The sequence below is a fragment of the Stenotrophomonas sp. STEN029 genome, from assembly GCF_056760015.1.
The window spans coordinates 1-15,709 of sequence record NZ_JBRREC010000049.1; the positions used below are offsets into that span (position 1 = coordinate 1).

A 15,709-nucleotide genomic window follows, 5' to 3' on the forward strand; every position below is an offset into this window, starting at 1 on the left:
CCTCGCCTGTGGTGGGTTGGGGTCGTTTCGCCCCCCCCCCGGGGGGGGGGGGGACCCCGGGTTCGGCCCCCCCCCTCTCTGGCCTGGGCTCTACCAGGGATCGCTGCCGCTGCCTCGCCCCCGCCGCGGTGCGCGGGAAGCCGCATGCTTCAGCCAGCGGCATCCAGGTAATACCAGCGGCCGTCGATGCGCTGGAAGCGGCTGTGCTCGACCATCTTCACCGCGCTGCCACCGCCTACGCGATAGCGGGCGGTGAACACGACGTCGGCGGTGTCTTCGCCAGTGACTGCATGCCGCTGCACGCTCAGGCCCAGCCATTGCGTGCGCTGGCCGGGAGCATCGTCCAACGAGAGCGTGACCGGGCGGGTGTCCGGGTGCCAGCTGGCCAACAGGTAGTCGACGTCCTTGAGCACATAGGCGCTGTAGCGCGAACGCATCAGTGACTCGGCGTCAGCTGCGGCCTGGCCGGCGTGGTAACGGCCACAGCAGGCCGCATAGGCCTGGTCGCGGCCGCAGGGACAGGGAGTAGTTGGGGATATCTGCATCGCTGCATTTTCATCCACGGACGCTGCGGTTCCAAGCGATGGCCCGACGCTGAGCGTATGACGGCGCATCCTGCGCCGGCATTGCCATGCTGGCGTTGTTGCCACCCGGACCGTCGTAGCCACTGGATCCACTGTACCCATGGCAGCAGCCAGCGTCCGTGTCGCCGTGGTCGGCACACGAATGGCGCTGCCGATGGCACACCATTGATCCGCAAGCCTTTCCTTGTGTTGCTGATGATGTTCATCGTGCGAAAGGCATGGGACAGCTTGGGTGGCGTGTAACCACGCGGTTTGTGGACAGTTGTCTGCACATTGTTTTCTTGCCGATTCACGTCACATATTTGCGCGAATCCCGCCAATCCCCGGATGGGGCAGCCATGAAACGCCGCCATGTGATCGCTGCAATTTTCCTGCTTGCGGGCTTGCTGCTGGGTTGTCTTCCCGTGTTCTACGCACTGCATCAGGCCCGACAACAAGCCATCGACGACAAGTACAGGGAGCTGGATGATGTGGCACTTGGGCTTGATCGGCGCGTGCGCAATGCACTCGTCATGCTGACCAGAATGCATGCCGAAATGTCGGCCCGGGGTGAGGCCGCGTGCAGCCCTGCGGGCATCTGGCATCTGCAACGGGTAGCGGCACGAACCCAGATCTCCATCGCGGCGTTGTATCTGGAGGACCATCGCGTGGTCTGTTCCTCCAGCGATCCGCTGATGCAGCAATTGGTGCTTGGACACGCGTCATCGAAGCGCACCGACGGCATCCGTGTCTATTCCGATGTGCGGCTGCCCGGCGTGCATGACCGCAGCTATGCGGTATTGGAGAAGGAGGGCTATGCGTTGCTGGTATACCCGGAGGGCGTGATCGCGCCCTTCGTCCGTGCCGACCTGTCATTGGGCCTGTTCACGCCCCGCAACAGCCTGTACAGCGTCCGCAACGGCGGCGTGCTCGATCACTGGGCATCCTCCACCAGCACTGCGCGCGCATCGAGCCGTTTTCTGGATGCCGATGCGGGTTACCTGGTAGTACGGCACATCATGCAGGGCGGAGACGACGGCGTGATCGTCGCCACGCCAATTGCCACCATCGATGCACGCATGGCCCGGTTCGGGCGTTGGTTCATTCCGGCCGGCATCGTGATCGGCTTGAGCGTGCTGGCGAGCGTGCTGCTGCTCAGCCGGCACCAGCTATCACCGCGCAACCAGTTGCTGCGTGCGCTCGGAAAAGGCCACTTCTTCCTGCTGTACCAGCCGCTGATCGATCTGCACGATGGCCGCTGCATTGGCGCCGAGGCGCTGCTGCGTTGGCAGTATGAGGAGGCCACGGTACTGCTGCCTGACCGCTTCATTCCCATCGCTGAAGAATCCGGACTGATCCAGCAGATCACACGGCAGGTGCTGCAACTGGTGGAAAAGGACATGAGCAGCTTCCTGCGACGCATGCCGTCCTTCCGCCTTGCGGTGAACCTGGCGGCCAGCGACCTGCAATCGGAACAGACACCCAGGCTGCTGGGCGAGATGCTGCAGAACATCGGCCCGGGCTGTGGCCAGTTCGTGGTGGAGGCCACCGAGCGTGCACTGTTGGAAGAGACCAGTGCATTGAGCGTGCTCGACGCGATCCGCGCACTCGGTATTGAACTGGCCATCGACGACTTCGGCACCGGCTATTCCAGCCTGGCCTACCTGGCCACCTATCCGTTCGACATTCTCAAGGTGGACAAAAGCTTCACCTCCACCGCCTGCACCCAGGCGGTGACCAGCCAGGTGGCTGAGCACATTCTCGACCTCGCCCACACCCTGGGCATGCAGACCTTGGCCGAAGGTATTGAAAGCACGGAGCAGGCCGACTTCTTCCGCTCCCGGGGGGTGTTGTATGGCCAAGGCTATCTGTTCGGCCGGCCGATGAGCGCCGAGGCGCTGTTCCAGTTTGTGGCTGCCGACACCCGTGCATACCCGCCTGCGCTGCATGGGCAATTGCCGCGCGGCCCGGTTCCAGGCGATACACCGCCGCACTGAGCGTATGCTGTCGCGCCCTGCGCCGGAGTTGCCATGCTGGAGTTGATCCCCCCCGAACTGCCCTGGCTGCTGGTCATCGCCTTCATCGCGGGGCTGGTGGATGCGGCGGTCGGCGGTGGTGGTCTGATCCAGTTGCCCGGTTTGTTCACTGCCCTGCCGCAGCAGACCCCAGCGGCCCTGCTGGGCACCAACAAGTTCAGTTCGGTGTTCGGTACCGGTGCCTCGGCGCTGCGCTATGCGCGCGCGGTGCGCTTCCCGTGGCGGCCGGTGCTGTTGGCGGCGGCAGCCGCGTTTGCGTTCTCCTTCCTCGGTGCCACTGCGGTGACGCTGCTGTCCAAGGAGGCGGTACGGCCACTGGTGCTGACCCTGTTGATCGTGATGCTGGGCTATACGCTGGCCAAGAAGGACTTCGGTGCGCTCCACCGGCCACGCGAGGTTGGCCGCCGGGAGTTGCTGATCGCACTGGCGATGGGCGGGGTGATCGGTTTCTACGATGGTTTCTTCGGGCCGGGCACCGGCAGCTTCCTGATCTTCCTGTTCGTGCGGTTCTTCGGACTGGACTTCCTGCGTGCCTCGGCTGCCTCCAAAGTTGTCAATCTGGCAACCAACGTTGCGGCATTGTCGTTCTTCGTGCCCAGCGGCAATGTGCTTCTGGCGCTCGCCATTCCGATGGCGGCGGCCAACGTGCTGGGCGCAGTGACCGGCACCCGCCTTGCCCTGCGCGGCGGCACCCCGTTGATTCGCAAGCTTTTTGTGGTCCTGGTAGTGGTGCTGATCGCGCGCATGGCCTGGGATACCTTCAGCGCCGCGTGAAGCTGGTTTGCACATAGCTAAACTTCGGCCACTGGAAATTTTTGATGTACGTCACATAGTGGTGCAGTGAGCAGCCAACCCGGGACGGCGCATCCATGAGCAAACGTTATCGAATCGCTGCGTTGCTGCTGCTCGCCGCAGCGATACTTGCCTGTGTCCCGGTGGTTTACTCGCTGCACCAGGCGAGGAAACAGGCCATCCGCGAGAAGTACGTGTTGCTCGATGACGTCTCCACGAGCATCCGCCGCGAGGTTGCCGGCACCATCGATGTGATCGAACGCTTGAGCGCGGAAATGCGCAGCAGCGGGGATGCCCCCTGCAGCCCGGACGGGCTGCTGCGCATGCAACGCTTCGGTATCAGCTCGCACATCGTCAAGAGCACGCTGTATTTGCAGGACGGCAAGGTCGCCTGCTCCTCCGGCGGCGCACTGATGCGGCAGATCGTGCTGCCTCGCCACCCCCTGCGTGCAGCTGACGGCGTGCTGGTCTACACCCAGGTGCAGGTGCCCGGCTTGCCCGGGCGCGAGTACGTGATCCTGGAAAAGGGCGGCTACGCGCTACTGGTCTTCCCGGACGGGCTGATCTCCCCGTTCGCCCGCCCCGATCTGTCACTCGGCCTGTTCAACAGCATGGACGGCCGCTATGCCGCGCGTCAGGGGACCCTGCTGCCAAGCTGGACCACGACCACGGCGGACAAGAACAACGACGGCCACTTCACCGATACCGAGGCGGGCTACCTGGTGGTGCGCCGCGTACTTCGCCCGGGCGGCACCGGGGTGATCGTGGCCACGCCATTGGCGACGATCGATACGCGCGTGGCCCAGTTCGCGCACTGGTTCATCCCGATCGGCATCATCGCCGGGCTGGCGGTGCTGGGGATGGCGCTGATGATGATCCGCCGCCAATGGTCGACCCGTGCCGAGTTGCTGCGCGCCATCAACAACGGGCATTTCTTCCTGATGTACCAGCCCGTGTTCTGCCTGCAAGACGACACCTGCATCGGCGCCGAGGCGCTGCTGCGTTGGCAGCACGAGGACGGCACCGTGGTGCCACCGGATCGCTTCATCCCCTTTGCCGAGGATGCCGGGCTGATCCAGCTGGTCACCCGCCGGGTACTGGAACTGGTGGTCCAGGACCTGAGCGGCTTCTTCCGCCAGTACCCCCGCTTCCGCCTCGGCGTGAACCTGTCGCCGCGCGACCTGCAATCGATGGACCCCCCCCGGCTGCTGGCGGAAATGCAACGCGCCATTGGTCCCGGCAATGGCCTGTTCGTGGTGGAAGCCACCGAGCGTGGCCTGCTGGAGGAAACCAGCGCTCAGGACGTGGTGGCGGCGATCCACGCAATGGGCATCGAAATCGCCATTGATGACTTCGGCACCGGCTATTCCAGCCTCGCCTACCTGACCACCTATCCGTTCGACATCCTCAAGGTGGACAAGAGTTTCACCTCCACCGCCTGCACCGAAGCGGTGACCAGCCAGGTCGCCATTCATATCATCGAGCTGGCACGCAGCCTGGGCATGCAGACCCTGGCGGAAGGCATCGAGACCCAGGAACAGGCCGATTTCTTCCGTAGCAACGGCGTGCTCTACGGGCAGGGCTATTTCTTTGGCCGGCCGATGCGTGCCGCCGATCTGAGCGCGTTCGTGCCGCTGCATACCCATCCCGGGCAACATGCCGCAGTGCAGCCGCCGCTGAAGCACACGCCCGCTGCCGCACTGGATTGATCCGGCGCAATGCGCCTGCAAGACAAACGCGGGAGCCTAGCCATATGCGGAATGACCGCAGTTGTGGAGGCTTCCCATGCAACAGGATTTTGCCGGCCGCATTGCGCTGGTTACCGGTGCCGCCTCCGGAATAGGAGAGGCAGTGGTGCGGCAACTCGCCGCGCGCGGCGCGCAGGTGTTGGCCGCCGATATCGACGGCGATGCTGCCACCGCCGTGGCCATGTCACTGGGCGAGCAGGTACACGCCCTGCAGGTGGATGTCAGCGATCCCGACGCGGTGCGGCTGATGGTCAACGCCTGCAACGAGCATTTCGGCGGCCTGCACCTGGCGGTCAACAATGCAGGCATCAGCGGGGCCAGCCTGCAGACCGCCGACTACCCATTGGAAGAATGGCACCGCGTGCTCGGGGTCAACCTGCACGGCGTGTTCTACTCGATGAAGTACGAAATCCCCGCGATCCTTGCCAGTGGCGGCGGTGCCATCGTCAACATGGCCTCGATCCTCGGCAGCAATGGCTGGGCCGACGCGGCCGCTTACGTGGCGGCCAAGCACGCACTGGTCGGCATGACCAAGAGCGCGGCACTGGAATACTCCGCGCGCGGGCTACGGATCAACGCGGTGGGCCCGGGTTTCATCGATACACCGCTGCTGCAGGACATGGACGACCGCAGCTATGCCGGCTTGGTCGCACTGCACCCGCTCGGGCGATTGGGCACGGCCGAGGAAGTGGCTGCATTGACCTGTTTCCTGTTGTCGGACAAAGCCTCGTTCATTACCGGGAGCTACCATCTGGTCGATGGCGGCTATTCATCGCGATGAATTGATGTAACTGCAGTTTCATTACACGGATTCAGGTCCGCGTTGAGACGTCTCCGCTTGTTTGCGCCTAACGAATTGCTTACAAATCGGCTACGCCCGTCATGGTGGCGGGCACGTAGTCCGGCAATCACCAGGAGCATTCCGATGACGTTGTTACCGCTACGCCCGCGCCGCCTCAGCTGCGCTGTCCGCCTGTCACTGTTGTGCCTGCTGCCCACCGTAGCCTTCGCGCAACAGGCCCCGGACAGCACGCCCAAGACCCTGGACAGTATTCAAGTCACGGGTACCCGCATCAAGAAGGCCGAGCTGGAAACCCAGGTCCCGGTGCAGGTACTCACCCGCGAAGCCATCGAACGTACCGGCTACAGCTCGGTTGCCGACGTGGTGCAACACCTCACCGCCAGCGGCGCATCGCTGAGCACCAAGCTCAACTCCAGCGGCAACTTTGGCTTTCCACCTGATGGTGGCGGTGTCGGCGCCGGTGCGGCGACGGTGGACCTGCGTCATCTCGGACCCAAGCGCGTGCTGGTGCTGGTGGACGGCATCCGCTGGGTCAATGAATCCTCCGGCTCGGGTGTGGGCTCATCGGTGGACTTGAACACCATTCCGCTGGCGATCGTCGATCGCATCGAGGTGCTGGAAGACGGTGCGTCCTCGATCTACGGCTCCGACGCGATTGCCGGCGTGGTCAACATCATCACCAAGAAAGGCGCCGACGGCGGCCATGTCGAAGTGCAGTACGGCGACTACAACCTCAAGGGTGGCGACACCAGCAGCATCGACCTGAGCTTTGGCGGCAGCAGCGAACGCGCGCAGTGGATTGTTGGAGCGTCGTGGTTCAAGCAGAAAGAGATCAGCTCGTCCGAATACAAGTGGGCGACCGAGCCAGTACCAGGCACCGGCCTGGCCAACGGCAGCTCGGCCACGCCAGGCGGCCGCACGGTGTTTGCGCCGCCGGACGGCAACAATACGTACGGCGGGCTGTGTCCGCTTGGCCAGGACGCTGCCGGCAATCCCATCCCCGGTTCGGCGACCTGCAACATCACCTTGCCCAATGGCGCCAACTTCGCCAACGGGGCCGCGTTCCCCGGCGACTTCATCCGCTTCGGTACCGCCAACCGATTCAACTTCGCACCCTACAACCTGTTGCTGACTCCCAACGAGCGCAAATCGGTATTCGGTCAGGTGCGCTTCGAATTCACCCCCAACGTCAGCGGTTGGTTCCGCGGTTTGTACAGCGAGCGCGAGTCCGCCAACCAGGCCGCACCGGAGCCGATCTTCCTCGGCACTGATGCCGGTGTGTACAACGACTGGGCCGAAACCAAGCTGGTGATCTCGGCCAACAATCCGTACAACCCGTTCGGCTTCGACCTGACCACGATGGGGCCCAACCCCAACCTGTTCCTGCTTGGCCGACGACCGGTCGAAGGTGGACCGCGCCGCTACGAGCAGGACGTCAAGACCTGGTATGCAGCCGGCGGTCTGGATGGTGTGTTCGAGGTCAACCAGCGCACCTGGAACTGGGACGTCAATGTGATGTCCAGCGAGAGCAAGGCTACCCAGACCAATACCGGCAGCTACAACATCAAGCACATCAACCAGGCATTGGGCGATCCGGCAGCGTGTGCGGCCATCGCCGGTTGCGTACCGTTGAACCTGTTTGGCGGCCCCGGCACCATCACCCCCGAGATGCTGGCATGGATCTCGCCGATCGTGCGTGATCGCAGCAAGAACACCTTGTCGCTGGGCTCGGCCAATATCACCGGCGAGTTGTTCGACATCTGGGCCGGGCCGGTGTCCTTCGCCGCCGGTGCCGAATGGCGTCGCTACAAGGGCGAATACCACCCCGACCCGATCACCATCGCCGGCGAGTACAACGGCGTGCCGTCGGGCGTGACCATCGGCAGCTATTCGGTGAAGGAAGCCTACGTCGAACTCGACGTACCGCTGGCGCGCGAAGGTTTCTGGGGCAAGAGCTTGGACCTTAGCATTGCCGGCCGCTACTCGGACTACTCCACCTTCGGCGGCACCAACACCGGCAAGATCGGCCTGCGCTGGCAGCCGGCCGATGAGCTGTTGCTGCGCATGTCATTCGCACAGGGCTTCCGTGCGCCGTCGATCGGTGAGTTGTACGGCACGCTGAGCCGCTTCGACGCCACCATCGTCGACCCCTGCAACAACGCCGCATCCACCACCCCCAAGTGCGTGGCCGATGGCGTACCGCCGGGCTATGAGCAGGCCAATCCGCAGATCTCGGTGGTGACCTCTGGCAACCGCGACCTGCAGCCGGAAGAAAGCCGCTCGTTCATGGCCGGTGCGGTGTGGAGTCCAAGCTGGGCCGAAGACAGCAGCTGGGCCAGCAAGCTCGACCTGGGTGTGACCTTCTACCGCCACACCATCGACAAGGCGATCCAGGCACCGGATGCACAGGCCATCATGGACCGCTGCATCGATACCCGCGATGCCGTTGCCTGCGCCAGCTATACCCGCAATGACCGCGGCCAGATCGTGCGCTTCGAGGACATCCTCGCCAACCTCGGCACCATCAACACCAGTGGCTGGGATTTCAACGCGCATTGGTTGCTGCCGGAAACCGGCTGGGGCCAGCTCGGTTTCGACTGGAAGGCGACTTGGGTGACGCGCTACGAGCTGATCAACGAATCCGGGCAACCGGAGCCGAAGGGTCCGGGCATCGAAGTCAGTGACAGCTCGATCCCGGAATGGAGCTCGACCTTGGCCACCAACTGGGACTTCCGCAACTGGAACGTGAACTGGACGATGCGCTACATCGACCGTCTGCGCGAAAGCTGTGCCGGCGCCAACGGCTTTGCGATCTGCACCGACAGTGTTGCCGATCAGCACTGGCTGGGCGCGACCACCTATCACGACGCACAGGTCAGCTGGCGTACCGATGCGTGGATGAAGGGCGTAAAGGTGAGCGTTGGCGTCAACAACGTGTTCGACAAGAACCCGCCGATCTGCCTGAGCTGCACGCTCAATGGCTATGACCCGGGAACCTACGACCTGCCCGGCCGCTACACCTACGCAAAGCTCAGCATGGATTTCTGAGTTGGAAAACGACCAAGGGAGCCGCGAGGCTCCCTTGGTTTTTGCCGTGGTTGTAGGAGCGGCGTAAGCCGCGAAGCCGGTGGGCTCGAGTGCCCAGTCCGCTGGAGTTCCTGCTGACCCAACGCCGGGCTTGTCTCGATTGCAGATTGATCGACGGCGGCAGGCGGTCCTGCTTCGCGGCTTACGCCGCTCCTACAAGAGCTGGATTGCTCAGCGCAGCAACGCGCCAGCGAGCGCCATCAACAGCAGTACCAGCACCGGCAGCATCGACAGGCCGAAGCCCAGGCCGCGGCTGGACGGGTTGCCGACATAGGCGCGCCAGTAGATGAAGCGGCCGACCAGGTACACCGCACCAATGCCTGCCACCCATTCGGCTGGCCAGAAGCGTGCGGCGATCAGCATGCTTGGCAGCAGCGCGACCATCAGCTCCAAGGTGTTCATCTGCACGCGGTAGGCGCGCTCGAAGCCCTCGTGGCCGGTAACGGCGGGTGCCTTGACGCCGTAGCGGCCACGCGCGCGGCCGACCAGCACAATGAAGAACAAGTATTGCAGCACCACCAGGGCGGTGATGATTTCCACGTAATGCATGCTGATCTCCGCTACACGCGTGTCTTGAAGTAGGTCGAGGGTAACAAGCGCAGCGATGGCTTTGCTCTGTTTCCTCCCTTATGTGCAACGAAGGGAGGCTTGGCGGTGCTCCCTCCCTTTGGCCGAAGGCCAAGGGGAGGGTTGGGGAGGGGTGCTTTGGCTTTGGCTTTGGCTTTGGCTTTGGCTTTGGCTCGATGCGCCAGCCAAAGCAACGCCAAAAGCTCCCCCATCCGCCCTTCGGGCACCTTCCCCCGCAAGCGGGAGAAGAAAAAGCCTGGCGGCCCTGACAATAGGGAAAATCTCGCTTCCCGACCGTCAGGCTGGAATATTCTTCTTCGTCGAAGCCTTCTTCGCAGCTTTCTTCACCGAAGGCTTGGCTTCCGCTTCCGCTTCCACTGCAGCTTCAGCAACCGACGCTTCAAGCCCGGCATCAGCAGCTGCACTGGACGCAGCCGGTGCCTCACCAGCAACCGGTACATCCACCCCGTCTTCCGCATTGGCCTGCGCCATCGCACCACGTGCACGCGCCGGCAGCTTCAGGCGATTGCCTGCGTCGTCGTACTCGATCAGCAGCACGCCCGAATCGTGGCGGCCACTGATCTCGACGAAGCAGGCGCCGCCGATGAACGGCTCCAGCGTCATCACCGACTTCAGCGGGGTGGCGACCACCATCTGGAAACCGAAGTTCTCGAAGATGTTCATCGCCAGCGCGGTGAATTCGTTGTCGGCCTTGTCGAAGGCTTCGTCCAATACCACCGCGGCGTAGCGCGGCAGCTCACCGTCTTCGCCACCCAGCTGGTAGCGCAGCGCGGCAGCAAGACAGGTCGTCGCCAGCTTCTGCCGCTGGCCACCGGACTTGCCGGCGCCACTGCGGTAGATTTCAACCTGCTCACGGGTATCAGCATCCAGCTCGACGCCGATGAACTCTACATGCTGGCGCACGTCGAGCACCTGCTCGCGCCAACGGCGCAACTCAGGTTCCTGCGCGCCAAGGCGACGCACCAGGTCACGCAACACGTTGAACTGGGACTCGGCCAGCGAGCGGTCTTCGGTCTGCTGGTGGGTCAACACCGCGCGCAGCTGCAGCTGGAAGTCCTGCACTTCCGGCAGGCGCCGGTCGTGCACGTCGATGGCCAGCACGGTACCGCGGTTGAATGCGACCTGTTCCAGCGAGGCATTGACCTCGTCCATGCGCTGCTTGATCGCCTTGTGCGCTTCGGCGGTGTGCCGTTGCAGGGCCAGCAGGTTGTTCTTGCTCTGGGTCTGCAGCAACTCGAAGAAGCGGCCTTCGTGGCGCGGCAGACCGTCGCTCTCAAGACGGGTCAAACGCGCAAGGAAATCGTCGGCGCTGGTCAGCGACACCGTGAAGTCGCCAGAGTCTTCCGGCCACTGCTGGGTGTATTTGCGGAAGCAATCGAGCAGATGCTGGGTCAACTTGGCATCACGGCCCTGGCTGCTGCCCAACTCTTCGGCCAGACCACGCTCGATCACACGGAAGTGGCTTTCCAGGCTTTCCAGGTTCAAACCCGGCAGGATGTTCAGGCGTTCTTCCAGACCTTCGCGCTGCAGCTCGGTCAACGGTGCGCTGGCGACGCGCGCCTGGCCGTTGTCACGCAGTTGCTCCAGGCGTGCGCGCTCACGCGAGAATTGACCGCGTTCCAGTCGCACGTCTTCATAGGTGCGCTTGCCCTGGTCACGCAGGCCGCGGGTCAATTCGATCTGCTGGCCGATACGCGCCAGTGCCGTGTCACCTTCGCGCAGGTCGACCAGCTGCTCATCGATATCGCTCAGTCGCTGCAGGCGCGGGCCGACATCGATTTCGTCCCAGTCGCGCTCGATCAGCGAGTGCGCGGCCAACTGCTTTTCCTGCCCGCTCTCGCGCTGCTTGCGCAGCATTGCCACATCGGCCTCGCTGCGGGCGATGCGCTGGGCCAGCTCCTGGCCTTCGCGTTCGAACACGCGACGCTTGTCGCGGTTGTCGTGGCCCAGCATCCAGCGCTTGCGATCGTTGACCGCATGCCGGTCGTCCTTCTCGTAGCGGTCGCCCGGGTGCTTGATCTGGCCTTCGCGGGTGATCGCGCGGTCTTCGTTGCGCAGCTGCCCAGCGTTCTCCACGCAGGTGTAATCAAAGCGGCGCTGCAGCTCGTTGTAGACCCAATCGCCGTAGGGATGATCACGCAACTGCAGCTTGTGGATCAGCGAACGCTTCTCCGGCTCGCGTGCGTGCAGCAGCTCGTTGTCACGGATGCGGAAATACACCAGCTTGGTGCCCAGGTGGGTACGGTTGGCCCACTCGGCGACCTGCTGGTGATTCTTCTCGTCGACCAGCAGCGATTGCGCGAAGCCGTGCAGCACGCGCTCGATCGCACCGCGCCAGCCGATCTGGTCCTCGCGCACCTGGATCAACTCGCCGACGAAGGGCAGCGCGGACTCGGACAGGCCGGTGTCGTCGCACAGACGTGCGCGCAGCTGCTGCAGCGGCGCCGGGATCGAACTCGGCGCCGCCTTCAGCGACTCCAGTTCCACCCGCAGTGCGGCAAAACGCTTTTCATCGTCGCGGCGCTCGGCCATGCGCTCGGCGATGGCGTCGTCCACGGTGCCAGCACCGGACTTGGTGCCATCGATCAAGGCACGCGCCTGCTCCACCTGTTCGGAGAAGCCGCTGGCGGTTTCAGCCAACACCATGCCGAGCTGGCGGCAGGCGCCTTCCAGCTGCTTGCGGCGGCGGCTGCGTTCTTCGACCTCGCGTTCGATGCGGATACGCTCGCGCTCGAGTCCGTCGATGCGCTCACCGCCCTGCTCGCGCTGCTGGCGTTCCAGTTCGACCAGCTTCTGTTCGTGGTTGTCCAGCGACTGCCGTCGCTGCCCTTCCTCGCCCATCAGGCCGCGGTCGAGCATCTCCACTTCCTTCAGGCGCTCGTTGACCAGCTCCAGACGCTTTTCCTCGCGGAAACCGTCAATGCCGATCTGCAGGTCGCGCAGCGTCGCCACGCCCTTGCGCAGCGTCATCAGGTCCTGGTGGAAATCACGCGCAGGGGTCAGCGTCTCGACCTGGCGGCGCGCGGTGACCACGGCGTGGTGGGCGCCATCGAGTTCGGCGAAGTCATCGACCAGGCGGTCGGCAGCTTCGAAGGTGCGCGGCTCTTCCAGCATGAAGCCCCGCAGGAAGCCATTGAGGTCGCCGAGGTTCTTGGCCGACTGGGTCTTGTGCAGCAGACGCAGCGCCATGTCGTTGCCGATGCCCAGCAGGTGACGGAAGCGCTCGGCATAACCGGTGAAGCTGTCGAAGTGGCCGACGTCTTCGCCCAGGCGACCGCGCAGCTTGCGCAGGTCCAGGTCGAAGCCTTCCATCTCGGTGGCCAGGTCGAAGCGACGCGGGATCACCATGTAATGCTTGCGCACGTCATTGGCCGAGGTGCCGGCACCGGCAATCCAGAACAGCCGCACGATCGACACCGCGTCGCCGCGGGCGTTGTGGTATTCCAGCGCCAATGCGCTCCAGGTAGCGCCCTTGCGCAGGTACTGGGTGGCGATTTCGCCGGACTCGCTGTCCTGCTGGTCGGCCCAGGCGCCACGCACATACGACACCAGCGAGCGGTCGCGGCCCGAACGCTCGGCTTCGCGCGCGGCGGCGTTGAAGTCGACGATGCTCGGCGGCGTCAGCAATGCACTCATGCCATCGAGCAGGGTGGACTTGCCCGAGCCGGAGCGGCCGACGAACAGGAAGCCCCGTTCGGCGATCGGCACTTCGGTCAGGCCGGAGAACGTACCCCAGTTGAGCACCTGCAAACGGCGCATGCGGAACTGGTTCGCGCGGGCATCGCTGGCCGGGTCGTTGAACAACGCGGCATTGGGAAGCAGGGTGTGGGACGTGGTTTCCATACGGCTCATCCTTCAGCCGCCACGCAGGGCGCGGCGGTGGTCATTCTGGTCAGCGTGGCGTGGGTGCCAGGCATCATTCGGCGGCAGCGCCGTTGTTGTCTTCATCGTCGGCAACCGCGTCAGCGACGGCATAGCCGTCGCGCAACTGGCGGTAAGCCTCGACCAGCACCTGCACGTCCTCGGCCGAGAACAGCAGCTTCAGCGCCGGCGACACTTCGTAGCGGTCCTCGCTGCCGCGCAGCTTGGACAGCAGCTGGTTCTCGCGCATCTTGGCGATGGCAGCGGTGACCCGCTTGCCGTAGCCGGCCTGGTCGGTGGAGACGTTCTTCTGGTAGATGCTCATCGCTTCCACCAGCTGGAACTCGGCCACCACCGCGCGTTCGCCGCGGGTATCGGCCTCGGCCAGCTGCTGGCGCAGGAACAGCAGCAGCACCGACTCGATGAAGGTCAGCGGTGCAGCGCGCAGCAGGTTGGGCGAGTCGAGTTCGGCAGTATCGAACTGGCGGGTGAAGGCGACGCCGCCATCACGGTCCAGCACCAGCTCCAGGAACAGTTCGCACAGCAGGCTGCGGACTTCGTCTTCATTGCGCAGCAGTGCCGCCCATTGCGCTGGCTGGCGCTGGGCGTCGACGCTGGGGCCGGCCAGCAGCAGGCACAGCGCGCGACGTGCATCGACCGGCAGGCGGCCGCTGTCGCCGACGAACAGGGCGCCGCCGCTCAGGGTGGGTGCCGGCGCGACGGGCGCGCTGGTGGCTTCGCTATCGGTTTCGGTCTCAGACCAGTTCATCGCGTCTTTCCTTGAGGAACCAGATCAGCGGCACGCGGGCGCGTCGCACCACGCCGTCACCACCGGTCCATTCCACGGTTTCGAGTTGGTCGGTCATCACCTTGCCATGGCGGGTGCCGATGGAGAGATAGCCGATCACGCTGCCCAGGCCCTGCCGCGCCGGCCGCTCGCGCAATACCTGCGAGATGCTCAGGCGCGGGCGTGAACCCAGCAGCATGAAGAGATTGTCTTTCAGCGTGCGCACGTCGATTTCCGACTGCGCGACCAGGTCACCGACGCTGTCGAGGGTGATCTCGGCAGCCTCGGCGTAATAGATGGAAGTGTCGACCTGATGCGTGCGCGGGTCGTGCAGGCGCCACTGGCCAATCGAGCGCACGCGTGCCGAGGACAGCGGCAGCACGAAGCCGGTGGGCGCGGTGGGACGCACTTCGTCGCGCAGCTGCAGGGCCTGGCCCTGCGCCTGCTTGAGCAGCTGGTTGAGGCGGCGCTGTTCCAGGTAACCGCGGCTCTGCACGAAGCCTCGCAGGCTGCGGGCGAAATGCTGCATCACCTCGTGCACCTGGCTGCCGCGTTCCAGCAAGGTGCTGGTGAAGTTGCGCAGGAAATTGCGCTCGTTGCGGTCCAGCTTGCGGGTGAAGCCACGGTTGAGCACGGTGTCCAGCGCAGCGTCGAGTTCGCCACTGCGGCGCGGATCATTGAGCAGGTCCCAGAACGCCTGGAAGCTGCGCCCGGCATCGGATTCACCAATCACATCGACGCCGTTGAACAGGCGGTCGAGCACGTCACCGCGTGCGCCTTCGTCGTCGATGATGCGTTCGCGGAAACGGCGGTTGAGTTGTTCGAAGTCATCGCGCACGCGGCGGAAGTCCTCGGCCAGGTCATCGGCCAGGCGGATCACGTCGCGGGTGCGTTCCAGTGCGCGCTTGCCATCCAGCGCGCTGACCTTGCCGGTGGACACCTGCGCGATCTCGGCATCGATGCGGTCACGCTCGGCCTTCAATGCGGCCAAGCGTGCTTCCGGATCGGCCTCGGTCTGCTGGGCCAGCTGCGAGATCTGCTGCATCACCATGGCCAAGCGGCTTTCGGTGGCCAGGCTGGCGTTGTGCTCGATGCCGGCGATGAAGCGGATCGCCTGCACGGCGTGCCGCGACAGTTCGTATTCCTCTTCGCTCGCGCCTTCAGGCAGGCGCCGCACCAGCCAGCCCTGGGCCAGCCAGTAGGCGATGTAAGCCGGCGCGGTACGCGGCAGCTCGACCTCGAGCTCCTCGCCATTGAGCGTGTCCAGCTGCTGCTGCAGGCGCTCGGCGAGGATGGAACCGGGAATGCGGCGGTCGGCTTCCAGCAGCAGGCCCTGCAACAGGCCCACCAGCACCGGCGCACGGTCGGAGGCCAGCAGTTTCCATAGCGGCTGCTCGCGCAGACGCTGGTAGCCGGCGATACGTTGGCGGTACTTCATCGAGCGC

At 64.4% G+C, this 15,709-nt stretch carries 9 protein-coding genes and 1 pseudogene; 5 read left to right on the plus strand and 5 right to left on the minus strand.

The genetic code is table 11. The features are described from left to right. Nucleotides 1–149: 149 nt before the first annotated feature. Complete coding sequence (locus ACVOLI_RS11910; protein ID WP_296252161.1) at nucleotides 150–545, minus strand: YchJ family metal-binding protein; 396 nt, start codon at nucleotides 543–545, stop codon at nucleotides 150–152. A gap of 377 nt (nucleotides 546–922) precedes the next feature. Here ACVOLI_RS11910 and ACVOLI_RS11915 point away from each other — a divergent pair, with 377 nt between their 5' ends. The 5 genes from ACVOLI_RS11915 to ACVOLI_RS11935 all read left to right on the plus strand — a co-directional run bounded on the left by ACVOLI_RS11915 (nucleotide 923) and on the right by ACVOLI_RS11935 (nucleotide 8,989). Beyond that, the gene (locus tag ACVOLI_RS11915; RefSeq protein WP_481614570.1) at nucleotides 923–2,560 is read left to right on the plus strand and encodes an EAL domain-containing protein; all 1,638 of its coding nucleotides are present in this window, start codon (nucleotides 923–925) and stop codon (nucleotides 2,558–2,560) included. A 33-nt stretch (nucleotides 2,561–2,593) separates the two neighbouring features. Then, a complete protein-coding gene (locus ACVOLI_RS11920; RefSeq protein ID WP_481614571.1) occupies nucleotides 2,594–3,373 on the plus strand; it encodes a sulfite exporter TauE/SafE family protein in 780 nt (259 codons plus the stop codon). 95 nt (nucleotides 3,374–3,468) lie between these two features. Beyond that, nucleotides 3,469–5,100, plus strand: coding sequence for an EAL domain-containing protein (locus ACVOLI_RS11925; RefSeq protein ID WP_481614572.1), 1,632 nt, complete (start codon nucleotides 3,469–3,471; stop codon nucleotides 5,098–5,100). 76 nt (nucleotides 5,101–5,176) lie between these two features. Continuing rightward, entirely contained in the window at nucleotides 5,177–5,920 is a 744-nt protein-coding gene (locus ACVOLI_RS11930; protein ID WP_481614573.1) for an SDR family NAD(P)-dependent oxidoreductase, read from the plus strand. Between the two features lie 144 nt (nucleotides 5,921–6,064). Further along, entirely contained in the window at nucleotides 6,065–8,989 is a 2,925-nt protein-coding gene (locus ACVOLI_RS11935; RefSeq protein ID WP_481614574.1) for a TonB-dependent receptor, read from the plus strand. A gap of 210 nt (nucleotides 8,990–9,199) precedes the next feature. Here ACVOLI_RS11935 and ACVOLI_RS11940 read toward each other — a convergent pair whose 3' ends face one another. The 4 genes and pseudogenes from ACVOLI_RS11940 to ACVOLI_RS11955 all read right to left on the minus strand — a co-directional run bounded on the left by ACVOLI_RS11940 (nucleotide 9,200) and on the right by ACVOLI_RS11955 (nucleotide 15,702). Beyond that, nucleotides 9,200–9,577 carry an MAPEG family protein gene (locus ACVOLI_RS11940; RefSeq protein ID WP_481614575.1) on the minus strand — a complete coding sequence of 126 codons (378 nt, stop codon included), beginning with the start codon at nucleotides 9,575–9,577 and terminating at the stop codon, nucleotides 9,200–9,202. A 318-nt stretch (nucleotides 9,578–9,895) separates the two neighbouring features. Further along, nucleotides 9,896–13,459, minus strand: a pseudogene (locus ACVOLI_RS11945) (ATP-binding protein); the annotation flags it as partial. Between the two features lie 73 nt (nucleotides 13,460–13,532). Then, nucleotides 13,533–14,246, minus strand: coding sequence for a DUF4194 domain-containing protein (locus ACVOLI_RS11950; RefSeq protein WP_481614576.1), 714 nt, complete (start codon nucleotides 14,244–14,246; stop codon nucleotides 13,533–13,535). Beyond that, a complete protein-coding gene (locus ACVOLI_RS11955) occupies nucleotides 14,233–15,702 on the minus strand; it encodes a DUF3375 domain-containing protein (protein ID WP_282267681.1) in 1,470 nt (489 codons plus the stop codon). The genes ACVOLI_RS11950 and ACVOLI_RS11955 overlap by 14 nt, the downstream gene beginning before the upstream one ends. Nucleotides 15,703–15,709: the final 7 nt, after the last annotated feature.